Source organism: Streptomyces gilvus, from assembly GCF_022513565.1.
Classification (GTDB): Bacteria; Actinomycetota; Actinomycetes; order Streptomycetales; family Streptomycetaceae; genus Streptomyces; species Streptomyces gilvus.
In genome coordinates this window covers 18,182-43,544 of sequence record NZ_JAKWBE010000011.1, presented here as the reverse complement: position 1 = coordinate 43,544, position 25,363 = coordinate 18,182, and the positions used below count along the sequence as shown (strand labels likewise).

At 71.4% G+C, this 25,363-nt stretch carries 20 protein-coding genes; 6 read left to right on the top strand and 14 right to left on the bottom strand.

Annotated features, from left to right (window positions below):
• Positions 1–58: 58 nt before the first annotated feature.
• A complete protein-coding gene (locus MKW14_RS18550; protein ID WP_240863643.1) occupies positions 59–1,402 on the bottom strand; it encodes a UDP-glucose dehydrogenase family protein in 1,344 nt (447 codons plus the stop codon).
• Positions 1,403–1,593: 191 nt separating this feature from the next.
• On the opposite strand from MKW14_RS18550, the gene MKW14_RS18545 reads away from it, so the two are divergent.
• Positions 1,594–2,751, top strand: coding sequence for an acyl-CoA dehydrogenase (locus tag MKW14_RS18545; RefSeq protein ID WP_276621150.1), 1,158 nt, complete (start codon positions 1,594–1,596; stop codon positions 2,749–2,751).
• Between the two features lie 68 nt (positions 2,752–2,819).
• Here the strand turns inward: MKW14_RS18545 and MKW14_RS18540 are convergent, their stop codons facing one another.
• Positions 2,820–3,377 carry an acyl-CoA thioesterase gene (locus MKW14_RS18540; RefSeq protein ID WP_240863641.1) on the bottom strand — a complete coding sequence of 186 codons (558 nt, stop codon included), beginning with the start codon at positions 3,375–3,377 and terminating at the stop codon, positions 2,820–2,822.
• Between the two features lie 119 nt (positions 3,378–3,496).
• Here MKW14_RS18540 and MKW14_RS18535 point away from each other — a divergent pair, with 119 nt between their 5' ends.
• Complete coding sequence (locus MKW14_RS18535; RefSeq protein ID WP_240863640.1) at positions 3,497–4,801, top strand: LCP family protein; 1,305 nt, start codon at positions 3,497–3,499, stop codon at positions 4,799–4,801.
• A complete protein-coding gene (locus MKW14_RS18530; protein WP_240863639.1) occupies positions 4,794–5,432 on the top strand; it encodes an HAD family hydrolase in 639 nt (212 codons plus the stop codon). Before MKW14_RS18535 ends, MKW14_RS18530 begins: the two co-directional genes overlap by 8 nt.
• Positions 5,433–5,530: 98 nt before the next feature.
• Here the strand turns inward: MKW14_RS18530 and MKW14_RS18525 are convergent, their stop codons facing one another.
• Both MKW14_RS18525 and MKW14_RS18520 read right to left on the bottom strand, forming a co-directional pair.
• The gene (locus MKW14_RS18525) at positions 5,531–5,893 is read right to left on the bottom strand and encodes a four-helix bundle copper-binding protein (protein ID WP_240863638.1); all 363 of its coding nucleotides are present in this window, start codon (positions 5,891–5,893) and stop codon (positions 5,531–5,533) included.
• 211 nt (positions 5,894–6,104) lie between these two features.
• Positions 6,105–7,604: an LCP family protein gene (locus MKW14_RS18520; protein WP_441349310.1), complete on the bottom strand. Its 1,500-nt coding sequence runs from the start codon at positions 7,602–7,604 to the stop codon at positions 6,105–6,107.
• Between the two features lie 127 nt (positions 7,605–7,731).
• Here MKW14_RS18520 and MKW14_RS18515 point away from each other — a divergent pair, with 127 nt between their 5' ends.
• On the top strand, positions 7,732–8,775 hold the full coding sequence (locus MKW14_RS18515) for a glycosyltransferase family 2 protein (RefSeq protein ID WP_240863637.1): 1,044 nt from the start codon (positions 7,732–7,734) through the stop codon (positions 8,773–8,775).
• Between the two features lie 42 nt (positions 8,776–8,817).
• Here MKW14_RS18515 and MKW14_RS18510 read toward each other — a convergent pair whose 3' ends face one another.
• From MKW14_RS18510 to MKW14_RS18485, 6 genes are all read right to left on the bottom strand, one after another.
• Complete coding sequence (locus MKW14_RS18510; protein ID WP_240863949.1) at positions 8,818–10,374, bottom strand: LCP family protein; 1,557 nt, start codon at positions 10,372–10,374, stop codon at positions 8,818–8,820.
• A 122-nt stretch (positions 10,375–10,496) separates the two neighbouring features.
• Positions 10,497–12,020, bottom strand: coding sequence for an LCP family protein (locus tag MKW14_RS18505; RefSeq protein WP_240863636.1), 1,524 nt, complete (start codon positions 12,018–12,020; stop codon positions 10,497–10,499).
• Positions 12,021–12,074: 54 nt separating this feature from the next.
• Complete coding sequence (locus MKW14_RS18500; RefSeq protein ID WP_240863635.1) at positions 12,075–13,712, bottom strand: LCP family protein; 1,638 nt, start codon at positions 13,710–13,712, stop codon at positions 12,075–12,077.
• A 76-nt stretch (positions 13,713–13,788) separates the two neighbouring features.
• A complete protein-coding gene (locus tag MKW14_RS18495) occupies positions 13,789–15,522 on the bottom strand; it encodes an LCP family protein (RefSeq protein WP_240863634.1) in 1,734 nt (577 codons plus the stop codon).
• A 218-nt stretch (positions 15,523–15,740) separates the two neighbouring features.
• Entirely contained in the window at positions 15,741–16,994 is a 1,254-nt protein-coding gene (locus MKW14_RS18490; RefSeq protein WP_240863633.1) for an LCP family protein, read from the bottom strand.
• Between the two features lie 77 nt (positions 16,995–17,071).
• The gene (locus tag MKW14_RS18485) at positions 17,072–17,833 is read right to left on the bottom strand and encodes a TIGR03089 family protein (protein ID WP_240863632.1); all 762 of its coding nucleotides are present in this window, start codon (positions 17,831–17,833) and stop codon (positions 17,072–17,074) included.
• Positions 17,834–17,962: 129 nt separating this feature from the next.
• Here MKW14_RS18485 and MKW14_RS18480 point away from each other — a divergent pair, with 129 nt between their 5' ends.
• Together MKW14_RS18480 and manB are read left to right on the top strand one after the other, a co-directional pair.
• The gene (locus MKW14_RS18480; protein ID WP_240863631.1) at positions 17,963–19,309 is read left to right on the top strand and encodes a peptidoglycan recognition protein family protein; all 1,347 of its coding nucleotides are present in this window, start codon (positions 17,963–17,965) and stop codon (positions 19,307–19,309) included.
• A gap of 153 nt (positions 19,310–19,462) precedes the next feature.
• Complete coding sequence (gene manB / locus MKW14_RS18475) at positions 19,463–20,545, top strand: mannose-1-phosphate guanylyltransferase (RefSeq protein ID WP_240863630.1); 1,083 nt, start codon at positions 19,463–19,465, stop codon at positions 20,543–20,545.
• 551 nt (positions 20,546–21,096) lie between these two features.
• Here manB and MKW14_RS18470 read toward each other — a convergent pair.
• From MKW14_RS18470 to MKW14_RS18455, 4 genes are all read right to left on the bottom strand, one after another.
• The gene (locus MKW14_RS18470; RefSeq protein ID WP_240863629.1) at positions 21,097–22,101 is read right to left on the bottom strand and encodes a DNA-3-methyladenine glycosylase family protein; all 1,005 of its coding nucleotides are present in this window, start codon (positions 22,099–22,101) and stop codon (positions 21,097–21,099) included.
• A 95-nt stretch (positions 22,102–22,196) separates the two neighbouring features.
• The gene (locus MKW14_RS18465; RefSeq protein WP_240863628.1) at positions 22,197–23,531 is read right to left on the bottom strand and encodes a coenzyme F420-0:L-glutamate ligase; all 1,335 of its coding nucleotides are present in this window, start codon (positions 23,529–23,531) and stop codon (positions 22,197–22,199) included.
• Positions 23,528–24,487, bottom strand: coding sequence for a 2-phospho-L-lactate transferase (gene cofD, locus MKW14_RS18460; protein ID WP_240863627.1), 960 nt, complete (start codon positions 24,485–24,487; stop codon positions 23,528–23,530). Before cofD ends, MKW14_RS18465 begins: the two co-directional genes overlap by 4 nt.
• A gap of 34 nt (positions 24,488–24,521) precedes the next feature.
• Positions 24,522–25,016 carry a cysteine dioxygenase gene (locus MKW14_RS18455; protein WP_240863626.1) on the bottom strand — a complete coding sequence of 165 codons (495 nt, stop codon included), beginning with the start codon at positions 25,014–25,016 and terminating at the stop codon, positions 24,522–24,524.
• Positions 25,017–25,363 lie beyond the last annotated feature (347 nt).

Genomic DNA, 25,363 nt, shown 5'->3' with positions numbered 1-25,363 from the left:
CTGAGCCTCGGCCGAACCGGCGTCGCCCTGTGATGGTCCGAGCGCGCCTACGGCACCATCATGCCGTGGGGCGTCCCATGGCCCGGTACGTCCAGCCGGCCTTCCGCCACAGCGCCGGGTCCAGGGCGTTGCGGCCGTCCAGCACGACCCGCGCCGCCACGACCTCGCCGAGCGCCGCCGGGTCCAGCTCGCGGAACTCCCGCCACTCCGTCAGATGCAGGACGACGTCGGCGCCGCGCACCGCCTCCAGCGCCGTGTCCGCGTAACCGAGGGTGGGGAAGACCCGGCGGGCGTTGTCCATGCCCTTCGGGTCGTACACCGTGACCTGGCCGCCCTGCAGATGGATCTGGCCGGCCACGTTCAGCGCGGGGGAGTCGCGCACGTCGTCCGAGTCGGGCTTGAAGGTCGCGCCGAGCACCGCGACCCGCTTGCCCAGGAACGGGCCGCCGCCCAGCACCTGCCGGGCCAGTTCCACCATCTGCCCGCGCTGACGCATGTTGATCGAGTCGATCTCGCGCAGGAAGGTCAGTGCCTGGTCGGCGCCCAGCTCACCCGCCCGCGCCATGAACGCCCGGATGTCCTTGGGCAGACAGCCGCCCCCGAAGCCGATGCCGGCCCGCAGGAACTTCCTGCCGATCCGGTCGTCGTACCCGATCGCCTCGGCGAGCTTGGCGACGTCGCCGCCGGAGGCCTCGCACATCTCCGCCATCGCGTTGATGAAGGAGATCTTGGTCGCGAGGAAGGAGTTCGCGGAGGTCTTCACCAGCTCCGCCGTCGGATAGTCCGTCACCACGAACGGCGTGCCCTCGGCGAGCGGCGTCGCGTACACCTCCCGCAGCAGCTTCTCGGCCCGCTCGCTGCGCACGCCGACCACGATCCGGTCGGGGTGCAGGGTGTCGTCCACCGCGAAGCCCTCGCGCAGGAACTCCGGGTTCCAGGCCAGCTCGGCGTCCTCGCCGGCGGGTGCGTGCTCGGCGAGGAAGCGGGCGAGCCGGTCCGCCGTCCCGACCGGCACGGTCGACTTGCCGACGACCAGGGCGGGCCGGGTCAGATGCGAGGCGAGGGAGGCGAAGGCGGACTCGACGTACGACATGTCCGCCGCGTACTCGCCGTGCCGCTGCGGGGTGTTGATGCACAGGAAGTGCACATCGCCGAAGGCCCCCACCTCGGCCCAGTCCATGGTGAAGCGCAGTCGCCCCGTCGATCCCTCGATCCCGGCGACGTGCCGGCGGAGCAGGTCGTCCAGCCCCGGCTCGTACATCGGGGCCTCGCCGCGCTCCAGCTTCTCGATCTTCTCGGGCACGACGTCCAACCCCAGCACCTCGAACCCCAGCTCGGCCATGGCCGCGGCGTGGGTGGCGCCGAGGTAGCCGGTGCCGATCACGGTGATCTTGAGGCTCATTAGGGCTCCAGTGAGGACGTGGTTCGCTGCGCTGCCCGAGCATATCCGGGGCATGCCAGGGGCCTTCAGCGGGCAACTTTCCCGCTGTCGCCAAGCTCACGTATCCCTCCCGTGGGCTGCCCCCCTAAAATTTGAGTTACTTAACGGTAATTAGCGTCGGCGAGCGCAGTTTCTTTGGAGCGTGAGACACCTTGGCCGGATCGGCTGACTTCGACCTGTACCGCCCGTCCGAGGAGCACGACATGCTCCGTGACGCCGTCCGCTCCCTGGCCGAGGCGAAGATCGCGCCGTACGCCGCCGCGGTGGACGAGGAGGCCCGCTTCCCGCGCGAGGCCCTCGAGGCCCTGGTCGCGAACGACCTGCACGCCGTGCACGTACCCGAGGAGTACGGCGGCGCGGGCGCGGACGCGCTGGCCACGGTCATCGTGATCGAGGAGGTGGCCCGCGTCTGTGCCTCCTCGTCCCTGATCCCGGCCGTGAACAAGCTGGGCTCCCTGCCCGTCATCCTCTCCGGCTCCGAGGAGCTGAAGAAGAAGTACATGACCCTGCTCGCCAAGGGCGACGGCATGTTCTCCTACTGCCTCTCCGAGCCGGACGCCGGCTCCGACGCGGCCGGCATGAAGACGAAGGCCGTGCGCGACGGCGACCACTACGTCCTGAACGGCGTCAAGCGCTGGATCACCAACGCCGGCGAGTCCGAGTACTACACGGTGATGGCCGTGACGGACCCCGCCAAGCGCTCCAAGGGCATCTCGGCCTTCGTCGTCGAGAAGTCGGACGACGGCGTCTCCTTCGGCGCCCCGGAGAAGAAGCTCGGCATCAAGGGCTCGCCGACCCGCGAGGTCTACCTGGACAACGTCCGCATCCCCGCGGACCGCATGATCGGCGAGGAGGGCACCGGCTTCGCCACGGCGATGAAGACGCTGGACCACACCCGCATCACCATCGCCGCCCAGGCCCTCGGCATCGCCCAGGGCGCCCTCGACTACGCCAAGGGCTACGTCCAGGAGCGCAAGCAGTTCGGCAAGCCGATCGCCGACTTCCAGGGCATCCAGTTCATGCTCGCCGACATGGCCATGAAGATCTCGGCGGCCCGCGCCCTCACCTACCAGGCCGCGGCCGCCTCCCAGCGCGTCGACCGCGACCTGACCTTCCAGGGCGCAGCCGCCAAGTGCTTCGCCTCGGATGTCGCGATGGAGGTCACCACGGACGCGGTCCAGCTCCTCGGCGGCTACGGCTACACCCGCGACTACCCGGTGGAGCGCATGATGCGCGACGCGAAGATCACGCAGATATACGAGGGCACGAACCAGGTCCAGCGGATCGTCATGGCCCGCAACCTGCCGTAACACCCCCACCCGACGGCTCCCGGCGTCCTGCCGGGGGCCGTCGTGCGTCCGGGCTCGGTCGTCCGGGTTCAGTCGTCCAGGCCCTCGGCCGCCCGCTTCTCCCGCAGCTCCCTGATCTCCCGGCGCCTGGCCAGACGGTGGGTGCGGCGGATCTGGGCCTCCTGGTAGCGGCGCCGGTCCTTCTCCGTCTCCGGGAGCACCGGCGGCACCCGGCGGGGCCTGCCGTCGGCGTCGACCGCGGCGAAGACGAGGTAGGCGGAGCCGACCTGGGTGGGCGGCGTCGACTCGTTCCAGCGCTCGGCGAGGACCCGGACCCCGACCTCCATGGAGGTCCGCCCGGTCCAGTTGACCTGCGCCTTCACATGCACCAGGTCACCGACCCGGACCGGCTCCAGGAACGCCATCTCGTCCATGGACGCGGTGACGGCGGGTCCCCCACTGTGCCGGCCGGCCACGGCCCCCGCGGCGTCGTCCACCAGCTTCATGATCACTCCACCGTGCACGGTGCCCAGCAGGTTGGTGTCGTTGTGCGTCATGATGTGGCTGAGCGTGGTCCGCGACGCCGAGGTGCGCTTGCCCGGGATGTCCGCGCTGTCCGTTTCCGTAGCGCCGGCCTGGTCTGTCATGGCCCCCACCTTATGCCGACGTGACATCGGCGGACTTTGTGTTGGGTTCGCAACAGGCGTGCCCTGATTTTCCTACGACCCTTGTAAAGGACCTGGCCAGGCCCGGCACACTAAGCCCCATGAATGATTGGCCGGAGGCCTGGTCCGACGACAACCGCGGCAACCGCTACGGACGCGGCAGCGCGAGCGCTCAGCCCGACCCTGCCCGCGTGATGCGGCAGGTCCGTCGGCCCGCCCCGGGCGCGTACGGGAACTCCGGGCCCTCCGCGCCCCCGAACGGCGGGAGCGTGCCCCAGCAGCCCTCGTACCAGGGCGGCCAGGGGTACGGCGGCGACCCCGGTTACGACGGCTATGACAGCGGCTACAACACCGGCCAGGTCTACGGATCGCCGGGCGGTGGCGGACCGGGCGGTCCCGACGGGTCCGGCACGGTCCGGCCGCGGCCGAACTGGCGGCGCCGTATCAAGTGGACGGCGATCACCCTGGTCACCGTGCTGGTCGTGACGTCCGTCGCCACCTACTTCTGGGCCGACTCCAAGCTGCACCGGGACGTCGACCTGTCCAAGGTCATCGACCGGCCCGCCTCGGGCGACGGCACCAACTACCTGATCGTCGGCTCCGACAGCCGCGCCGGCCTGTCCGCCGAGCAGAAGAAGAAGCTGCACACCGGCTCCGCCGAGGGCAAGCGGACCGACTCGATGATGATCCTGCACGTCGCCGACAACGGCGACGACGTGTTGATCTCCCTGCCCCGCGACTCGAACGTGACGATCCCCTCGTACAAGGGGTCGACGTCCGGCAAGGTCTACCCGGCCACGGGCCGCCAGACCAAGCTGAACGCCGCCTACGCGGAGGACGGCCCGACGCTGCTCGTCCGCACGGTCGAGGCCAACATGGGCCTGCACATCGACCACTACGTGGAGATCGGCTTCGCCGGCTTCGCGAACATCGTGGACGCGGTCGGCGGCGTGACCATCGACATCGACAAGGGCTTCAAGGACAAGTACTCGGGCGCCGACTTCAAGGCGGGCAAGCAGAAGCTCAACGGCGAGCAGGCGCTGGCCTTCGTCCGCACCCGGCACGCCTTCGCCGCGAGCGACCTGCAGCGCACCAAGAACCAGCAGAAGTTCCTCTCCGCGCTGGCCCACCAGGTGGCGACCCCCACCACCGTCCTCAACCCGTTCAAGCTGTACCCGACGCTGGGCGCGGGCCTGGACTCCCTCACCGTCGACAAGGGCATGAGCCTGTGGGACCTGGCGTCCATGTTCTGGGCGATGAAGGGCGTCAGCGGCGGCGACGGCAAGTCGATGAACATGCCGATCTCCGGCTCGGTCGGCGGCAACCTCGTCTGGGACAAGGCGAAGGTGAAGACCCTGGTGGACGAGCTCAACAACGACCAGAAGGTCACGGTCTCGGGTGACTGACAACAGCAACGGCAACGCCAGACCGCCCTTCGGGGCGGTTCTGTGCGATGTGGACAACGTGGTCCGCTCCTTCGACTCCGCCCGTCTGGAGGCGCTGGAGCGCGCCGCGGGCATCGCCGAGGGCACGACGAAGAAGGTCGCGTTCGCCCCCGGCATGGACCTGCCCCTGCTGCTGGGCGAGATCACCTCGCAGGAGTGGGCGGAAGCGGTGGCCGACGGCCTCGCCGACCTGGTCCCCGAGCCGCAGACGGCGTACGAACTGGCCCGGGCGCTCCTGGAGTCCCCCTTCCACGCGGACGACGAGGTCGTCGCCCTGCTCCGCCGGGCCCGGATCCGCGTCCCCCTGGTCCTCGTCTCCAACGCGGCCCTGGAACTGGAGTCCGACCTGGACTCACTCGGCCTCGGCGACCTGGCCGACCACGTCGTCAACAGCGCCCGCGTAGGCCTGGCCAAACCGGACCCCCGCATCTACCACCTGGCCGCCGACCTGGCCGGCACCACCCCCGACCGCTGCCTCTTCATCGACGACAACGAGGAGAACGTGGCAGCGGCCAAGGCCCTCGGCATGCACACGGTCCACTACCGCGAGCCGAAGGACCTGGAACAAGCTCTCCAGCCCCTGTTCACCTGACGCCACAGGGGAGCGCAGCCGCCACGCCCCCGACCCACCCACCGACGGGCGAGCGTCGGGCACCCCAGGCGAGGGGCGCCCGACGCAAAGGACCTCGATCACATGGTGGCGCCCGCCATCGTGCGGCACATCTCGGCGCAGCGGCGACACGCCTCGGCACATCGCATCATCTGCGGATCGTCGGGCATGGCCATACACGCCTCGGCGCACATGTCACAGGCCTTGGCGCACAGCCCGCACATCTCGGCCGCCATGGGGGAGCGGCGCATCATCATGTCCGCGCACATACGCGTCATCTCGGAGCAGTCGATCAGCGCGCGCATGACCTGCATCTGCGCCTGGCCGCCCATCTGCATGCAGGAGCTCATGGTCTCCTCACACATGCTGTGGCAGGACATGCACGCCTCGACGCAGTCCTGCATCTCCTTGCTCATGGCGCTCATGGGTCCGGTCTGGGTCATGGCTTCTCCTGAGAGGGAGAGGGGCCCGGGGCGGGCCCCGTGTGCCTCCCGTCCTACGCCCTCCCCGACCCGGGCGCCATCGGGCGGACGCGACCAATCCACATTCTTCGCCGCACAGACCGCGGGTGCGCACATTCCGTCACGCCTCCATTGGAGTTACACCCCAAACAACCCCAAACAACCCCACTTCACCCCATCGCACCCCACGGCCCTACGGGCACACCACCTGATCCCCGGTCACCGCCTCGAACCGCCCCTGCGCCGCGTCCGGCGCCGCATCCCGCGCCCGCACCTTCCGCACCGCCGTGAAGTCCGCCCCCGCGATCACCTTCATGGTCGGCCCGAGCCCCTTCACCGGGCGCAGTTCGCTGCTCGGCAGGGCTGTCGACAGGGACCGGGCGGAGCGGTCCCAGCGGGGGTCGTACGCGACGACCGTCCGCTTCTGCGTACGGTCGGCCGCGTTCACCGGCGTGCGGGTCGTGTTGAAGCCGGCGCCCGCCAGCGCGGCGTCCACCCGCTTGCCGAGTCCGGCCGTGGCGGTGCCGTTCTCGACCTGGACACGGATCTGCCGCGGAGGCACCTCCACCTCGGCCGCCTCCACCTCGGCCTCCTTGGCGGCGGCCGGCCGGTGGACGGTGAGGGGCCTGTCGTCGCGCAGGTCGCGGAAGAGGGCCGCGGCCCTCGCGGTGTCCCACTTCACGGTCGAGCCGACGCCCTTGACGACGTATCCCATCTGGCCGACGGGGACGGTCGTGAACTCCGAGGAGGAGGGGGAGAAGTTGCGCATCGCCCGGCCCAGGTCGAGGAGTTCGTCCGTGCCGAAGCCCTTGTCGGCGCGGACCGACCCCAGCACCGCGGTCGTGACGTCGCGGAACTTCATCGGGTTCAGCAGGACCCCGGAGGACGTGGCGCGCTCGATCAGCGCGGCCAGGAAGCGCTGCTGGCGCTTCATCCGGCCGAGGTCGGAGGCGCCGTCGAGATGGCGGGCGCGGACGTACTGCAGCGCCTGCCCGCCCTGGAGGGTGTGGGTGCCGGCGGGGAGGTCCAGGCCGGTGTAGGAGTCCTTGAGGGGCGTGGGGGTGCAGATCCTCACCCCGCCGAGCACGTCGACGGTCCGCATGAAGCTGACGAAGTCGACCTCCAGATAGTGGTCGATCTTCACATGGGTCATGTTCTCGACGGTCCGCACGGTGAGGTGGGGACCGCCCTCGGCGTAGGCCGCGTTGAGCTTGACGGGATGCGTGCCGCGCCCGTCGGCGTTCGGCACCTCGGCGTAGGAGTCGCGGGGCAGGCTCACCACGCTCGCCCGCTCCCGGTCCTCCGAGATGTGCACGATCATGATCGTGTCGGTGCAGTGGCAGGGCGCCCCGCCCAGGTGGTACTGGCGCCGCTCGCCCTCGGTGATCCGGTCCCGGCCGTCCGTGCCGACCAGCAGGACGTTCATGCCGTTGCCGCCGCGCGGCCGGTTCTTCATGTCCTTGAAGGGGTCGACCCGGGCGATGTCCGCGTCGAGGCTGGTGACCACCGCGTGCCCGATCCCGGCCGAGGCGAGGACGACGACGGAGAGCGTCGTCACCGCGCGCATGGCCCAGCGCGGCTTCCTGCGCGGCGCGGGCGGCCGGGGCCCGCCGCCGCGCTGCCGCGGCGTGCGGGGCGGCCGGGTGGGGCGCGGCGGGCGGGCGGGGGCGGCGGACCGGGGCTGCGTGGGCAAGGGGAACACCTCCGGGCGACGGCCGTACGTGGGATCGTGAGCACCGTAGGCCGATACGATCTGTGGCCCGGTCCGCCGCCCCGGCGGGGCGCGGAGCTGTCCCCCGTTCGCGGTAACGTGAGCACCGATGAACGCCAATTCCGACGTGCGGTTCCCCGCCGTGTCTGTGATCATGCCCGTCCTGGACGAGGAGCGGCATCTGCGCGGGGCCGTCGAAGCGATCCTCGCGCAGGAGTACGACGGCGAGATGGAGGTCGTCATCGCCCTCGGTCCGTCCACGGACCGCACGGACGAGATCGCCGCCCAGCTCGTCGCCGAGACCGCGACTGACGCGAACAAGCGTGTCCACACCGTGCCGAACCCGACGGGCCGCACACCGGCCGCCCTGAACGCCGCGATCAAGGCCTCCCGGCACCCGATCGTCGTGCGCGTCGACGGCCACGGCATGCTCTCCCCGAACTACATCGCCACCGCCGTACGGCTCCTGGAGGAGACCGGCGCGCAGAACGTCGGCGGCATCATGCACGCCGAGGGCGAGAACGCCTGGGAGCAGGCGGTCGCCGCGGCGATGACCTCGAAGGTCGGCGTCGGCAACGCGGCCTTCCACACGGGCGGCGAGGCGGCGCCCGCCGAGACCGTCTACCTCGGCGTCTTCCGGCGCGAGGCGTTGGAGCGGCAGGGCGGCTACAACGAGGAGTTCATACGCGCGCAGGACTGGGAGCTGAACTTCCGTATCCGTGAGGCGGGCGGGCTGATCTGGTTCTCGCCGGAGCTGAGGGTGTCGTACCGGCCGCGGCCGAGCGTGCGCGCGCTGGCCAAGCAGTACAAGGACTACGGCCGCTGGCGCCATGTCGTGGCCCGCTACCACGAGGGCTCCATCAACCTGCGCTACCTCGCCCCGCCGACGGCGCTGCTCGCCATCGCCGCGGGCCTCGTGGTGGGCGCGCTGGTCACCCCCTGGGCGCTGCTGGTCCCCGGCGGCTACCTCGCGGCGATCGTCCTCGGCTCCGTGCCGGCCGGCCGGGGCCTGCCGCTGAAGGCCCGGCTGCAGATCCCCGTCGCCCTCGCGACCATGCACATGTCCTGGGGCTGGGGCTTTCTGACCAGCCCCAAGTCGCTCGCGAGGAAGGTCATCGCGTCCCGGCGGCCTGCGGTGCTCACCTCCAACTGACCACGAAGCCGCCCGCATTCGGCCCGGACTACCAGGTCCGGACTACCAGGTGTAGTCCGGGTCGACGTGCATGCAGGCCGTGGTGTCCGCGCCGTTGAGGGCGCTCGCCGTACTCGGCGTGGTGTCGTCGTCGTCCGCGGCCGTGTACGTCGTCCCCGACCGCCAGTCCGCGCCGACGACCACGGTGACCCCGTCGACGTCCGTGGACTTCTTCACCTGGGCGGTGGGGATGCCAAGAGCCTTGGCGACCCGCTGGGCGTCGCCCTTCAGGCCGGCGCTCGGATAGCGGACGACGGTCGTCTCCTCGCTCAGCGACGCCGAGGAGTCCGCCACGGCCTCGTCGAAGCCCTTGCCGACGAGCAGTTCGGCGACCGTCCGCGCCCGGCCGGTGACGGCGGCCCCGGTGGCGCTACGGGTGCCGTTGCGCACCTGTACGGCGATCTTGTCGTCCGCGTGGGCCGGCTGGGCGGTGGCGGCCGGCTTCGTGGTCTTCTTCTTGTCCTTGCCGTCCAGCGCGATGTCCTCGCGCACCAGCCGGAACAGCTTCGCCGCGTCGGCCGGCCGGGGCAGCACCCGGTTGCCGTCCGAGGTGTAGACCCAGGGCATGGTCGTCATGGTGATGCGCCGGGTGGGGACCTTCCTGAGCTCCTTGCTGAGGTCGTAGAGCTTGGTCACCGAGCCGAGTCCGTCGTCCACCGTCAGCGCCCTGGTCGCCGTCTCGGCCAGCTTCAGGAGCTTGTCGGGATTGCTGAGCGTGGCGTTGGCCCGCAACTGGCGGACCATCGAGTTCATGTACATGTGCTGGGCCTTGGTGCGCGCTATGTCGCTGCCGTCCTCGAAGCCGTACCGGGTGCGCAGCCACTGCAGGGCCTGTTTGCCCTTGACGGAGGTGGTGCCCTTCTTGAGTTTCAGGCCCGAGCCGTGGCCGGAGGCGGTGTGCGAGTAGATGTTGGCGTCGACGCACACCGGCACCCCGCCGATCGCGTCGGCCATCGACACCACGCCGGAGAAGTCGACCATCATGAAGTGGTCGATGTGGATGCCGGTCAGCTTCTCCCACATGGCGACCGTGCAGCCGGGGCCGCCGCGCTCCAGCGAGGCGTTGGCCATGGTGGAGGTGCTCGCCGCGTACACCTTGCCGGTGTCCGGGTCGGTGCACTTGGGGATGGAGACCAGGGTGTCGCGCGGCATGCTGACCACCGACATGTCGGTGCGGTCGGCGGAGACGTGCACGAGCATCTGGACGTCCGCGCGCGGGGCGGTGTTGTACGTGCTCCTCGCGCCGCCCAGCTTCTGGTTCTCGGCGGAGTCGCGGGCGTCCGAGCCGATCAGCAGGATGTTCAGCGGGGTCTGCCCGGCCGCGTTCGCCTTGGACTCGGCCGCCCGGTCCTTGGCGTCGGCGTTGTTGAGGTTGTCCTTCTTGATGTTGGCGTTGAGGTGCCGGTAGTAGAGCCAGCCGGCCCCCGCCGTGCCGACCACGACGACCGCCAGCACGGTCGCCGACCAGCGCAGTATCCGGCGTCTGCGGCGTCCGCGGTCGCCCTCGCCGCGCCGTCGTCCGCCGGGATTCGCCTCCGTGCCCTGGGGGGTGAGGGACATCGTGTCCTCGACCGCGGGCACACCGCTTCGCGTCAACTCCCTGTCCTTTCACCCTGTGCGCCCCGGGCTCCAGGACGTGAGCGCGCCTCATCATTCAGCAGGCAGTTAGGACCCAGCTGTGGTCACCATGTGAAGGCGGGACTGACCCGCATACAGGCCGCGTCGTCGGCCCCGTTGAGGGCCTCGGCGGACTTCGGTGTCCGGTCGTCCGCCCGCGGGGCCCGGTAGGCCGTGTCCTGGGGCCAGTCGGCGCCCACGACGAGGGTGACGCCAGAGACGTCCGTCGACCGCTGCACGGAACTCGCCGGGATCCCCAGCGCCTTCGCGACGCGCTGGGCGTCGCCCTCCAGATCGGCGCTCGGATAACGCACGACGGTCGTCGGGGCGGCCGTCGCCGCGCTCGGGTCGGCCACCGCCTGGGTGAAGCCCCGGCCCACCAGCAGCGCGGCCACCGCTTCCGCCCGTCCCGGGGCCGCGGCGAGCGTGCCGGTACCGGTGCCGTTGCGCACCTGGACGCCGATCTCGCCGTCGGCCGACGAGGCGGGCACGGTCTCCCCGGCCGGCTGCTGCTTCTTCTTCCCGTCCCTGCCGTCCAGCGCGATGTCCTCGCGCACCAGCCGGAACAGCTGCCGGGCCTCCTCGGTGGGCTCCACGCGGGCGCCGACGTACCGGTTGGGCATGGTGGTCATGGTGATGCGCTCGGGCTCGACCCGCCGCAGCTCGTCGGCGAGGTCGTAGAGCTTCTTCACGGTGTCCAGGCCCGGGTCGACGGTGAGCGACTCGGTGGCCCGCTCGGCGAGCGTGCGCAGCTTGCCCGGGTTGCCCAGGGTGGCCTTGGCGCGCAGCTCGCGGACCATCGAGTTGAGGTACATGTGCTGGGCCTTGGCCCGGGCGAGGTCGCTGCCGTCCTCGAAGCCGTACCGGGTGCGCAGCCACTGCAGGGCCTGTTTGCCCTTGACGGAGGTGGTGCCCTTCTTCAGCTTCAGGCCGGAGCCGTGGCCGGAGGCTGTGTGCGAGTAGATGTTGGCGTCGACGCACACCGGCACCCCGCCGATCGCGTCGGCCATGGAGACCACGCCGGAGAAGTCGACCATCATGAAGTGGTCGATGTGGATGCCGGTCAGCTTCTCCCAGGTGGCGACCGTGCACCCCGGACCCCCGTGCCCGAGGCTCTGGTTGGTCATCACCCGCCCCTCGCGCGCCGGATAGACCTTCCCGCTGCCGGGATCGGTGCACTTCGGAATCCGTAGGAGGGTGTCGCGGGGCATGCTGACGACCGACAGGTTGGTCCGGTCGGCGGACAGGTGCACCAGCATCTGGACATCGGCCAGCGGGGTGCCGCCGAAGGTCTCGCGCGCCCCGCCGAGCTTCTGGTTCTCCTTGGTGTCACGGGCGTCGGAGCCGATGAGCAGCAGGTTCAGCGGGGTCTGGCCGGCGGTGTTCGGGGTCGGCGCGGGCGCCTTGTCGTCACCGAGGTTGAGGTCGGCCCGCTGGATGTTGGCGTTGAGGTGCCGGTAGTAGAGCCAGCCGGCGCAGGCCGTGCCCAGCAGCAGGACGGCGAGGGTGGCCGCGGACCACGTGAGCACGCGTCGCCGCACGCTGTTCTGCCCCAATTTCCCGTACTCCCCACGCGTCTGGGCGCCCATGGCGGGCCCGCCGTACGGTCAGGAGACCTGTGACGGGCCCGTTGGGTTGCCCTGCTACCAGCGATAGGGCGCGTAGACGTCCATGCACTGGCCCTTGTCCGAGCCGTTGATGGCGTCCGAGCCCGCCGGCAGGTCGCCCGCCTTGGGGGCGGAGGCCTTCGGATACGTCGTACCGTCGCGCCAGTCGGCGCCCACGACGAGCGTGACCCCGGAGACGTCGGTCGACTGCTTCACCGAACTCAGCGGAATCCCGAGGGACTTGGCGATCCGCTGGGCGTCTCCCTGGAGCTCCGCGCTCGGGTAGCGCACCACGGTCTGCTGCGCGGTCAGGCCGCCCGTCACGTCCTTCGACGCCCTGGTGAAGCCTTTCTGCGCCAGCGCCTGAGCGATCGTGCCGGCGCGTCCGGGCACCGGGCCGAGCGTGCTGGTCGCGGTGGCGTTCTGGACGGTGACGCCGATCTGGTCGTCCGGCGCCGATGGGGCCTTGGTGGCCTCGGCGGTGGTCTTCTTCGCGGCCGAGGCCTTGCCGTGCTTGTCGAAGGGCACGTCGTCGCGGAGCATCTGCCACATCTTGTCGGCGTTGGCTCCGTCGGGCACGAGGTGTTCCTTGTTCTGCGGGTCCTGGACGTTCGGCATCGTCAGGCTGGTGATGCGGTCCGTCGGCACCGACTTCAGCTGCATACCCAGGTCGTAGAGCTTCTTGGGGGTGCCGATCTCCTCGGAGACCGTCAGGGACTTCGTGGCCGCCTCGGCCAGGTCCATCAGGCGCCCGGTGTCGGTGAAGACGTTCTGGCCCTTGAGCGTGCGGATCATCGAGTTCAGGTACATGTGCTGGGCCTTGGCCCGCAGCGGGTCGCTGCCCCAGGCGTGCCGGGTGCGCAGCCACTGCAGCGCCTTCTCGCCCTTGACCTTGTGCGTGCCGGCCGTCAGCTTCAGCCCGGAGCCGCCGGGCACGGCGGCCGTCGGCCGGTCCCACACGTTCTGCCGCACACAGACGTCGACGCCGCCGATGGCGTCCGCCATCTGCACCACGCCCGAGAAGTCGATCGTGATCCAGTGGTCGATGTAGACCCCGGTGAGGTCCTCCCAGGTGGCCAGCGTGCAGCCGGCGCCGCCGCGGGCCAGCGACTCGTTGATGATGGTGTTGGTCGCCGGGTAGACCTTGCCGGTCTTGGGGTCGGTGCACTTGGGGATGTCGACCCGGGTGTCGCGCGGGATGCTCACCATCGCGGCGCTCTTGCGGTCCGCGGACAGGTGGATCAGCATCTGCACGTCGCCGAGGGGCGGGCTGCCCCGGTCGTACTTGGCGCCGCCGAGTTTCACGTTCTCGTCGGAGTTACGGCTGTCGGAGCCGATCAGCAGGATGTTCAGCGGCGTCTGACCGGCCGCGTTGGCCCTGGTCTTCTGCGCCTTGGCGTCACCGCTGCTGCGCTCGCCCTTGTGGATGTTGCCGTTGAGGTGCTCGTAGTACAGGTATCCGGCGCCGGCCGTCCCGAGTATCAGCACCGCCAGCGTGGTCGCCGACCATCTCAGCACCCGGCGCCCGCGCCGCCGCGGCTCCCGCCGCCGGTGCCCCGCCCCTGGCCCGTCCCCCGATCTGCCGGAGCCGTCCTCCCGCGCGACCGCGTGCTCCTGCGAACCGCGCCGGACGCCCCCTCGCGTCCCCTCCGCGCGCACACTGCTCTGCGTCATTCCCCGTCCTCCCCACCCTTGCGCCATGAAACGGGCCTGTCGTGCGCCCTGTTAGACGCACGCCAGGCCCCTCAGGTCACTTGGCGCACTCGACCTTGTCGGCCGTGGACTTCTGGACCCCCGCCGGAGCCGTCCCCGAGGAGGCGTTCAGCTTCACCCCTGCCCCCTTGAAGTCCTTGCCCAGGGTCAGTGTGATCGTGGGCAGTCCCTGGTCGTTGAGCACGCTCTTGCCCGGCTTCATCGCCGCCCCCGACAGGCCCATGATGTCGGCCAGGCGGCGTGCCTGGTCGGCCTGGTCCGGACCGTACTCCAGCGTCGTCTTCGCCAGCACGGCGTCCGCGTTGCCGTCGTTCGACGACTTCAGCACACCGGCCTCGTTCTGCAGGTAGTTCAGCTCCGCCTGGGCGCTGCCGGCGTCCGCGCCGCCGTTGAGGATCCGCACCCGGACCGCGGAGGCGGCCGACTTGGTGCCCTTCAGGCGGGCGGCGACCGCGGCGGCCTCCTGTTTCTGCTGCGCCTTGACCGCGGTGAACGACACGTCGTTCTTGATCATCTGGAAGACCTGCTGGGCCGGCGCCTGGTTGAGGACGACGGTCGCCTTCACCTTCTCGGCCGGGTTGTCGACGACCGGCACGGTGGTGAAGGTCAGGTTCTTCGGGTTGAGCTTGCCGAGTTCCAGACCGAGGTCCTTGAGCTTGCCGATGCTCTTGAGGTTGTCGTCGACGGTCAACGCCTTGGTGCCCGCCTCGGCGACCTTGATCATCTTCGCCGGGTTGGTGAGCGTGTCGTTCGACTTCAGCTTGCGCATCAGAGCGCTGAGGAACTGCTGCTGCAGCGTGATCCGGCTCAGGTCGCCGCCGAAGCCGACCGCGTGCCGGGTGCGTACGAACGCGAGCGCGGTCTCGCCCTCGATGTGCCGCATGCCCTTCTTCAGGTTCAGGTGCGACTTGGGGTCGTCGATGTCCTTGCCCAGGCACACGTCGACGCCGCCGACCGCCGTGGTGAGCGTCTTGACCGCGTTGAAGTCGGCGACCATGAAGTTGTCGGGCGTGATGCCCGTCAGTTCCGTGACGGTGCGCGCGACGCAGCTCGGCGTGCGGTCGTCCTGGCCGAGGCTGGTGTTGAACCGGACGCCGCTGGTACCGGTGATGACCTTCCGGGTGCCGTCGGCCAGGGTGGTCGGGCAGTCCGGGACGTCGGTGATCAGGTCACGGGGGATGCTGAGCGCGGTCGCGTTCGAGCGGTCCTTGGAGACGTGCAGCAGGATCGTCGTGTCCGCGTGGCCGACGCTGCCCGCGTCGCCGTACTTGGTGTTGCCCTTTCCGGTCCGCTTGTCGGTGCCGATCAGCAGGATGTTGATCGCCTTGCCCTTGCTGAAGCCACCGGTGCTCGCGCCGTCGTCGGAGACGGACGTGATGTTGTTGTTCAGGTGCTCGATGTAGAGGTAGGCGGCGCCGGCCGTGCCGACCAGCACGAAGGCCATCGTCCCGCCGGTCCACAGCAGGATCTTCTTGCCCTTGCCCTTCTTCTTCACCGGCCGGCGTCCGCGCCGCCCGGGCAGCGGCTCCTCGGGCGCGCCACGGCGCCGCCGCGGACCCGGGACCTGAGGGCCGGGCAGCCGGTCGGGCGCGACCGTGGGGCTGCGCACGGTGGCCCCCGCGTCCCGCGGGGCGGATCTGCGCGGACCGGGTACCGCCGACTGCGGTGCGGAAGGGCTCAGTCGCAGTTCGTATTCGCCGGTGGTCGGATTGAGCACCCACTGGTCTGCGGGGTCGATGTCGTCCGCCCGCCCACGGCCTGTCGCGTCCACGGTTGTCCGATTCCTCCGTCGGGGCGCGGCGCCTTTCCCCCCTCAAGGCGCTCGGGTCTCGGTCTCACAGTGCACAAGCCCATACGGCCGAGGGCACCGGATCGCTCACACTATCCGCCCTGCTCGGCACCCAATGACGGCGGTGAGAAATTCCACGCCCCGACGGAGGCCAATTCGTCCTTTTTCTCGGACATAAGTGCGACGATTTGACAATCCCTTTACCTACAGGTGTCTTCTGCCGCCGTGTTCCCCCGGAACGTAGGGGCTGGAGAAACCCCGTTCGACGGTTCTTCCGCCCCCATTGCCCCGGACTTTCCGTCGCCGATTCCGTACGCGCCGTAGCCGTAGCGGCCTTCGGTCGAATCCGAATTGCCGCCCTTTGCGCCGGAATTCCCCGAGGTCGCCCGGGTCACCGTCACCGGCTGGTCCGCGCGCAGCCGGTCGAACAGCTTCCGCGCCTGAGGCTCCACCAACTGGTCCCGGTTGGCGTCGTACGCATACGACTCCCGCGGAACCGTGAGGAACTGCACCCTTTTCGTGGGGATGTCACGCAACCCCCGCACGAGGTCGTACAGGCCCCGCAGACTCGCCAGACCCGGGTCGGTGGTCAGCGACGAGGTGGCCGCGTCCAGCACGGGGTAGAGCTTCACCGGATTCAGCAGTACGTCGTTGCTGCGCACCTTGTTGACGAGCGCGCCCAGGAACCGCTGCTGACGGTCCATCCGGTCCGTGTCGCTCCCGTCGCCCAGCGACTTGCGCGCCCGCACATAGCCCAGGGCCTGCTCCCCGTCGAGCGTCACCCGCCCCGCGGGCAGCCTCAGTCCGGCGTCCGGGTCGTCGATGGGCTCCTTCAGACACACCCGCACCCCGTCGACGGCGTCGACCATCTCCTTGAACCCGTGGAAGTCGACGACGACGTGATGGTCGATCCGCACGTCCGTCAGCCGCTCCACGGTCCGGATCGTGCAGGCCGAACCCCCCGTCTCGAACGCGGAGTTGAACATGGTGAACGCCGGCTCGGAGCGCGTCCCGTCGGGCCGCAGACAGGCCGGGACGTCCACCATCAGATCCCGGGGCAGCGACACCGCGGTGACCGTGCGGCGCCCCGCCGACAGGTGCAGCAGGATCGTCGTGTCCGACCGCTCGGTTCCCGAGTCGCGCCCGTAGCGGGCGTTGCCCTTCCCGGAGCGTGAGTCCGAACCGATCACCAGGATGTTCTGCGCGTCCTTGACGAGCGACGTGGGCCGCTCCTTCTCGAACCGGGCGAGCTCGGCGGCGGCCGCCTCGTCGGCCGTGATGTTCCCGTCCAGCTTCAGATAGACGCCCCACCCGACCCCGACCGCGGCGAGAACGACCACCGCGACACCGAGCCCGCCGCCCCGCACCCACCTGCGCCGGCGCCGTCGCAGCAGCCCCTTGCCGGTGGCCGACGACCCGGCACCGGGACCAGGGGAGCTGACGCTGTCGTTCACGCGCGGGCCCACCCCTCATGGCGTACGGACGTGTGGCTCCTACGACCATGACCCGCGGGGGGAGACGGGGGCGGGTGTTAGTGCCCCGTTCGGGTGACGGAGACCCGCTCGCTCTCGATCCGCCGGGCCAGTCCCTCGGGGTCCAGTTCCTGGAGGTGCCGGCACAGCACCACCGACCCGCCGACGGCGAGCGGCCCGTACAGCCCGGCGTTCAGGCCCTCCCAGGTGTCGTAGGGCAGCCCGGACAGGATCCGCGACCCCGGCCCGGTCAGCCCCAGCCCCGTCGCCTCCTCCCGCGCCCGCTCCACGACCTCCGCCCCGCTGAACTCCCGCCCGGCCACGATCAGCGCGGGCTCCTCGGGATCCACCGGTGCGAACGCCACGAACCGGTCGCCCTGGCCCGGCGCCTCGACGGCGTAGTCGACGAAGCCGTCCGGCACCTGCGGGAACCGCCCGCCCAGCGGCCGCAGGGCGAGCGCGACCCGCTCCCCCTTGCAGGCCCGGGCCGCCTCCAGGGAGTCCGGCCCGCTCACCACCACGTCGGCCGCCGCCGCGTTCCCGTCCACGTCCGCCACCACCCCGACCGACGCGCACGCCAGCAGCCACACGGCGGTCTGCCAGTGCGCCGGCAACAGCAGCGCCACCCGGTCGCCGGGCCCGGCGCCGAGATCGCCCTGGAGGAGGTTCGCGGTCTTGGCCACCCAATTGGCGAAGGTGGCCACGGACAGTTCGACCCGCTCGCCCGTGGCGTCGTCGTAGAAGGTCACCAAGGGGCGTGCGGGATCCGCGGCGAGCGCGGAGGACAGCAGGTCGGCAGGGGTGCGATCACTGGCGTTCACCCGCGCAAGAGTACGCGCGCACCCGCCCGCGCACCCGGGCGAGGCGCCACCGGTTCGGGCGAACGGGAGCCGACGAACCGTCAGTTCCGCAATGGACATGTATGTCTGACTGTGTTCAAGATCAGGGGCATGCGTGGATTCCTTGCCTCTACGATCGCCTCCTCGATCGGCGTCAGCTGCGCGGCCGCACTCGTCCTCCCGCTCGCCGCGCCCGCTACCGCCGCCCCGACGAGCCCGGCGTCGCCGCCCGGCGCGAGATCCGCGCGGCCGGCGGCCCTGCCGGGCACCCCCGACGCCGCCGTCCCCGGCAGCACCCAGTCACTCGCCCTCGCCCCCGTCGCCCGCGACCGCGCCCTGGGCCCGGCGGTCGCCGAACAGGGCCTGACCCGCGAGCACGTACGGCACTTCTCACTCCTCGGAGTGGTCTGGGACGACCCCGGCACCCCGCTCCACGGCCGCGTCCAGGTCCGCACCCGCTCCACCCGCGACGGCGCCTGGAGCGGCTGGCGGAACCTGGAGACCCACAACGACGACGCGGCCGACCCGGGCGCCGCCGAGCGCGCGTCGCACCGCGTCCGCGGCGCCACCCCGCCGCTGTGGGTCGGCGACTCCGACGGTGTGGAGGTCCGCGTCCGCGCCGAGAGCGGGCACCGGACCGGCGGGACGGCCCACGGCGCCCGGGCCGGCACGGCCGCGGGCCCGCTGCCCTCGGGGCTGCGCCTCGAACTCGTCGACCCCGGCGCCCCGCCCCCGGCCCGCGCCGCGCGCCCCGGCGCGACCGAGATCCCGGCCCTGACCAAGGCGGCCACCGAGGACGAACTGCGGACGCTCCCCGGCGTCGAGTTGACGCCCCGTCAACGCGCCAACCCCCATATCGGCCCGCGCCCGCGCATCATCACCCGGCGCGGCTGGGGCGCCGACGAGAAGCTGCGCGAGCGGGGGTTCGTCTACACGAAGAAGGTCAAGGCGGCCTTCGTGCACCACACCGCGTCGGGCAACGGATACAAGTGCTCGCAGGCGGCCTCCGTCATCCGCGGTATCCACCGCTACCACGTCCGGAGCATGCGCTGGCGCGACATCGGCTACAACTTCCTCGTCGACAAGTGCGGAACCCTCTACGAGGGCAGGGCCGGCGGCGTGGCGAAACCCGTGCTGGGCGCCCACACCCGCGGTTTCAACACCAACAGCATGGGGATCGCCGTCCTCGGCGGTTTCGGCTCGGCGAAGCCGCCGAAGGCCGTCCTCGACGCCATCGCCCGGCTGACGGCCTGGAAACTCGGTCTCTACGGGGCCGATCCGCGGGGAAAGACATATCTCACCTCCGGGGGTGGCAATCTCTACCGAAAAGGCAAGAGCGTACGACTGAACGTGATCTCCGGCCACCGTGACGGATTCGCCACGCAGTGCCCGGGCCGCAAGCTCTACAGCAAGCTCGGCACGGCCCGTTCGACCGCGGCCCGCTACCAGGGCCGTTGACGCCGGGAGGGGACCCGCGTTCACCGCCGTCGGGGGACATGGGGCGGAACCGACACACGCCACCGGGCCGTCGAAGGCGTCGCGCGAGCATCTGCATACACTGGCCGGCCAAAGGACATTTCGGCCGGTCCCGGCAGGAAGCAGAGACGACAGGTGACAGAAGCGATCCTCCTGGTCGGCGGCAAGGGCACGCGGCTGCGTCCGCTCACGGTGCACACACCGAAGCCCATGGTCCGGGCGGCCGGGGTCCCCTTCCTCACACACCAGTTGGCGAGAGCGAGAGCGGCGGGCGTCGAACACATCGTCCTCGCCACCTCCTATCTCGCCGAGGTGTTCGAACCGTACTTCGGCGACGGCTCGTCGCTGGGGCTGCACCTGGAGTACGTGACGGAGGAGGAGCCCCTCGGCACGGGCGGCGCCATCCGCAACGTGGCCTCCCGCCTCCACTCGGGCCCCGACGACCCGGTCCTGGTCTTCAACGGCGACATCCTCACCGGCCTGAACATCGGGGCGCTCGTCGACACTCACGCGAGGACCGGCGCCGACGTCTCCCTGCACCTCACCAAGGTGACCGACCCCCGCGCCTACGGTCTGGTCCCCACCGACGACACGGGCCGGGTCCTGGCGTTCCTGGAGAAGCCGCAGACCCCCGAGGAGATCGTCACCGACCAGATCAACGCGGGGGCGTACGTCTTCCGCCGCTCGGTCATCGACACGATCCCGCGGGGCCGCCCGGTCTCCGTGGAGCGCGAGACGTTCCCCGAACTGCTGTCGGCGGGTGCCCATCTGCAGGGCATGGTCGACTCCACCTACTGGCTGGACCTCGGCACCCCGGCGGCCTTCGTCCGCGGCTCGGCGGACCTGGTCCTGGGCCGGGCTCCGTCACCCGCCGTGCCGGGCCGCTGCGGCGACCGTCTCGTCCTGCCGACGGCCACGGTCGCCCCGGACGCCAAGCTGACCGGCGGCACGGTGGTCGGCGAGGGCGCGTTCGTCGCCGAGGGCGCCCGGGTCTTCGGCTCGACCATCCTGCCGGGCGCCGTCATCGAACCCGGCGCCGTCATCACCGACTCCCTCATCGGCACCCGCGCCCGCGTCGGCGAACGCTCGGTCCTCACCGGCACGGTCATCGGCGACGGCGCGGTCATCGGCGCCGACAACGAACTGCGGGACGGCATGCGGGTGTGGTGCGACGCGAGGATCCCGGCGGGGGCGGTGCGCTTCTCCTCGGACCAGTAGGAAGTCAGCCCGTCCGGCGCCTGAGGAGGAGGCCCGAAGGGCCGGTGGGGTCCGGGGCGAGGCACGGCGGGGTCCGGGGAGGAGCCCGGCGGGGTCGAGGCCCGAAGGGCCGATCGGGTCTGGGGCGAGGCCCGGTGGGGGTCCAGGGGGCGGAGCCCGGTGGGGTCCGGGGCGAAGCTCGGCAGGGTCCGGGGAGGAGCCCGGCGGGGTCCGGGCCCGAAGGGCCGATCGGGGTCTGAGGCGAAGCCCGGCGGAGTACAGGGGCGGAGCCCGGCGGGGTCCAGGGCGAAGCTCGGCGAAGTCCGGGGAGGAGCCCGGTGGAGTCCGGGCCCGAAGGGTCGATCGGGGTCTGGGGGCGGAGCCCGGCGGGGTCCAGGGCGAAGCTCGGCGGGGTCCGGGGAGGAGCCCGGTGGAGTCCAGGCCCGAAGGGCCGATCGGGGTCCAGAGGGCGGAGCCCCCCGGGGGCGGGGTCGAAGGGGCGGCAGCCCCTGGGGACGGGACGGGTAGGGGCGGCGGGGGCGAGAACAACCCGGCGCCCCCGACGCCGCGCCTCACAACCGCCCGATGTCCCCCCGCGGCATCTTCGGCGCCCGCCGAGCCGGCGTACGCCCGCTCAGCAGGATCAACCGGGCCGCCCGATGCCGTTGCCCCGCGTACGGCTCCAGCAGCTTCAGCATCACGGAGTCGTCCGCGTCCCGGTCCCCGGCCAGCGCCCACCCCACGATCCCCGGCAGATGCAGGTCCCCGACGGTCACCGCGTCCGCCGCCCCATGGCTGCGCTGCACGACCTCCGCCGACGTCCACGGCCCGATCCCCGGCACGACCTCCAGCCGGGCCTGCGCCTTCTCCGGCGACATCGCCACGGCCTCCTCCAGCCGCCCGGCCACCCGGACGGCCCGCAGGATCGTCGACGCCCGCTTGTTGTCGACCCCGGCCCGATGCCACTCCCACGACGGGATCAGCGCCCAGGTCCGCGGCCCCGGCATTACCCACAACCGGCCCCCGGCCGCGGGCCCGGGCGCCGGCTCCCCGAACTTCCGCACCAGCAGCCGCCACGCCCGGTACGCCTCGTCCGTCGTGACCTTCTGCTCCAGCACGGACGGGATCAGCGACTCCAGCACCAGCCCGGTCTGTGTCAGCCGCAGCCCGGGCCGCCGGTGCCACGCCGACGCCACCACCCGGTGCCGCGGCACGAATGCCTCCGGCTCGTCGGCGCCGCCCAGCAGCTCCGGCAACTGCTCCAGCAGCCACTCGGCCCCCGGCCCCCAGGCCTCGCCCCGGACCGAGCCCCCGCTCACGGACACCCGCAGCGTCCCGGGCCCACAGGGCGTCAGACTCGCCCGCCACACGGACCCGTCGGGCATGGCCCGGAAGGTCGGATCCCCGGGCCCGCGCCGCAACACGCCCAGCACCAGCCCCAGCTCCAGCGGCCCGGCGGGCACGACGGTCCGCACCCGCCCGGGCGCCGCGGCCTGCCGGGGTATCCCCGTGGACACACCGACCTGCCCGCCCCGCACGGTCGTACGAGTGGGCCGAGGAGAGAAGCGTCCTGCCACGGCTGGGTTCCTGGATGTCGGGGACGTCCTGAGGGACGGCCGTCCCCAGAGACTGTCGGGGACGTCCTAAGAGACTAGGGGGTACGGACCCGAGATCACCGCACCTCGACGAACCCCTCCACACCCCGCTCCCCGCGCGCCCGCGGCTCCTCGGCCGGATGTCCCACGGCCACCGCCCCCATCGGATCCCAGTCCTCCGGCAGCCCCAGGACCTCCCGCACCACGTCCCGGCAGAACATGGTCGACGACACCCACGCCGAGCCCAGCCGCTCACCGGCCAGCCCGACCAGGAAGTTCTGCACGCCGGCGCCCATCGCGACGACGAACATCTCCCGCTCGGCCCCGTCGCGCCGCGGGTCCCCGTACGGGTGCGACCCGTCCGTCACCAGACACGGCACCACCAGGTAGGGCGCGTTGCGCAGCACGTCCCCGCGCCGCACCCGCTTGGCGATCGACTCCTCGCTCTTGCCGTCGCGCCGCAGGTCCGCGATCCACGCGTCCCGCATAGCGTCCAGCAGCCGGGTCCGCGACTCCGGCGACTCCAGCAGCACGAACCGCCACGGCGTGGTGTGATGCGGCGCGGGCGCGGTGACCGCCAGGGCCACGGCCCGTCGCACCGCCCCGGGGTCGACGGGCTCGTCCGTGAAGGCCCGTACGGTACGGCGCTGGGTCACCGCCTCCCGTACCGCCTCGGAGGTCCCCAGCCGGAACATGTCGTCGCGCGTCCCGCGCACCATGGCCCGCGCCCCTTCCCCGTGGTCCCGGGCCACCACGTGCGCCAGCCCCCGCACCACGGCGACGGGCCGCCCGGCGGCCTTGCCCTTGACCAGGTCACCGGCGGCGGCCAGTTCGTCCGCGGTGGCCACGACGGTCGCGCTCAGCGGATTGCCGTACGCGTCCGTGTCCCCGCGCAGATCGTCCAGGACGCGCACCCCGGCGGCGCCGATCGCGACGTCCGTGAGCCCCGCGCGCCAGGGCCGGCCGAAGGTGTCGGTCACCACGACCCCCACGTCGACGCCGAGGGCCGCGCGCAGTCCGTCGCGGATCGCGCGCGCGGACGCGTCCGGGTCCTCGGGCAGCAACAGGACGGTGCCCGCGGGGGTGTTGGAGGCGTCGACGCCGGCCGCCGCCATGACAAGGCCCTGCCGGTTCTCGACGATCCGCAGCGCCCCGCGCCGGGCCACGACCCGCACGGTCTCGGCGTCGATCGCCGCCTCCCGGTCCGCGGCGGCGACGATCCGCCCCTCCGCCTTGGACACGATCTTCGAGGTGACGAGCAGGACGTCCCCGTCGGCCAGCTCCGGCTCGGCGGCGGCGATCAGCTTGGCGACGTCGTCCCCGGGCTGCACCTCGGGGAGTCCGGGCACGGCCCAGACCGTGTAGCCGTCGGCAGGCGTTTCGCCGTAGCCGTCGCAAGGCGTCCCGCTCATGAGGCCCGCACCTCCTCCGCCAGCTCCAGCGCCTGGTGGGCCATCCGCGCGGTCGCCTCCAGGTCGGTCATCATCAGCGGCACGGCCCGGCACCGGATCCCGGCGGCCTCGACGCGCTCCACGGCGCCCGCGTCCACGGTGTCGACGAGCCAGCAGTCCAGCAGCCCCGAGCCGTAGTGCTCGGCGACCGCCGCGGCCGTCGACTCCACGCCCACCGCCGCGAGCACCTTGTCGGCCATGCCGCGCACGGGCGCGTCCCCGACGATGGGGGACAGGCCCACCACCGGCACCCCGGCCTCCGCGATCGCCTCCCGGATCCCCGGCACCGCGAGGATCGTGCCCACCGACACCACCGGGTTCGACGGCGGGAAGAGAATGACGTCGGCCTCCGCGATCGCTTCCAGCACACCCGGCGCCGGCTTCGCCTGCTCGGCCCCGACCGGTACGACCGCCTCGGCCGGCACGGAGGCCCGCAGCCGCACCCAGTACTCCTGGAAGTGCACGGCCCTGCGCTCGCCGTCGAGCTCGACGGCGACATGTGTCTCGACGCGGTCGTCGGTCATGGGGATCAGCCGTACGCCCGGCCGCCACCGGTCGCACAGCGCCTCCGTCACCGCGCTCAGCGGATAGCCGGCGCCCAGCATCTGGGTCCGCACGATGTGCGTGGCGAAGTCCCGGTCGCCGAGCCCGAACCACTCCGGGCCCACACCGTAGGCCGCGAGCTCCTCCTTGAGGTGGAAGGTCTCGTCGGCCCGCCCCCAGCCCTGCTGCTCGTTGATGCCGCCGCCGAGCGTGTACATCACCGTGTCGAGGTCCGGACAGACCTTCAGCCCGAAGAGGTGGATGTCGTCCCCGGTGTTGCCGATGACCGTGACGTCCGCGTCCGGCACGGCCCGCTTCAGACCGCGCAGGAACCGGGCACCACCGATGCCGCCTGCCAGAACCACAATGCGCATGGGGCCAAGTCTTGCAGGCGGCTACGACAACGCGTCACGCAGTCACCGGACGCGCCGCGCAGGCGGCACTCGTGTGCATCGGCATCTCGGTCAGGCCCGGGTAGTAGACGTGCAGACTGACCGCGGGCTCCAGGGCGTCGTTGACGACCTCGTGCACATAGCCCGGGGCGAACACCCGCTGGGCCCCGGCCGCCAACGCGCGCGTGCCGCGTCCGGTGCGCTCGGTCAGCGCCCCCTCCAGGACCGTGAGCACCCCGGAGGAGCGCCCGTGGTCGTGCAGCCCGCTGCCCTGCCCCGGAACCCAGGACAGCAGCCACACCTCGTAGCCGGGCCCGGTGCGCAGCCGGTGGTACCAGCGCGTCGTGGCGTCGTACTCGACGAGGTGCTCCCACTGGGAGCGGTCGGCGGCGATGGCGCGGGCCAGGCCCACGAACTCGGCCACGGTGGCCGGGTGCTCGCGCGGCGGCTGCAGCAGGTGCGGCACTTCGAGGATGTCGCCGGCGATCTGGAGGTCGTTGTCGCTGTTCATAAGGGGTGCTGTGGTTCCTCAGTGAAAGAAGGTCAGAGGGAACGGGGTGATGAGGAGAACGCCGACCGGGTCGCGAAGGACTCGGTCACAGCCGGAGCGAGACGTGGCTCAACAGCTGGAACAGCAACAACAGCTACAGCGCGCGCGGGCAGCACCGTGGGACCCGGCGGAGCCGGTCGAGGTGAGTGCCAAGTTCGCGAGCATGCCCACAAGGCAATCGGTTCACACCTCCACTGTCAACTCGACGCCCGGTATGTGGGACCGGTTTCACCTCATCCGGTTCATCTGCGAGGTGAAAGGTTTGTGCTGGCGCCCTCGGGGACACATGGCGCACAACCGGGCGCGCA

Bases quoted from the DNA above. Each gene is read 5' to 3' on its own strand.
- MKW14_RS18515 (WP_240863637.1), top strand. From the start codon at position 7,732: ATGAACGCCAATTCCGACGTGCGGTTCCCCGCCGTGTCTGTGATCATG.
- MKW14_RS18455 (WP_240863626.1), bottom strand. From the start codon at position 25,016: ATGAACAGCGACAACGACCTCCAGATCGCCGGCGACATCCTCGAAGTG.
- MKW14_RS18510 (WP_240863949.1), bottom strand. From the start codon at position 10,374: ATGTCCCTCACCCCCCAGGGCACGGAGGCGAATCCCGGCGGACGACGG.
- MKW14_RS18540 (WP_240863641.1), bottom strand. From the start codon at position 3,377: ATGACAGACCAGGCCGGCGCTACGGAAACGGACAGCGCGGACATCCCG.
- cofD (WP_240863627.1), bottom strand. From the start codon at position 24,487: ATGCGCATTGTGGTTCTGGCAGGCGGCATCGGTGGTGCCCGGTTCCTG.
- MKW14_RS18550 (WP_240863643.1), bottom strand. From the start codon at position 1,402: ATGAGCCTCAAGATCACCGTGATCGGCACCGGCTACCTCGGCGCCACC.
- MKW14_RS18525 (WP_240863638.1), bottom strand. From the start codon at position 5,893: ATGACCCAGACCGGACCCATGAGCGCCATGAGCAAGGAGATGCAGGAC.
- MKW14_RS18500 (WP_240863635.1), bottom strand. From the start codon at position 13,712: ATGACGCAGAGCAGTGTGCGCGCGGAGGGGACGCGAGGGGGCGTCCGG.
- MKW14_RS18480 (WP_240863631.1), top strand. From the start codon at position 17,963: ATGCGTGGATTCCTTGCCTCTACGATCGCCTCCTCGATCGGCGTCAGC.
- MKW14_RS18505 (WP_240863636.1), bottom strand. From the start codon at position 12,020: ATGGGCGCCCAGACGCGTGGGGAGTACGGGAAATTGGGGCAGAACAGC.
- MKW14_RS18535 (WP_240863640.1), top strand. From the start codon at position 3,497: ATGAATGATTGGCCGGAGGCCTGGTCCGACGACAACCGCGGCAACCGC.
- MKW14_RS18465 (WP_240863628.1), bottom strand. From the start codon at position 23,531: ATGAGCGGGACGCCTTGCGACGGCTACGGCGAAACGCCTGCCGACGGC.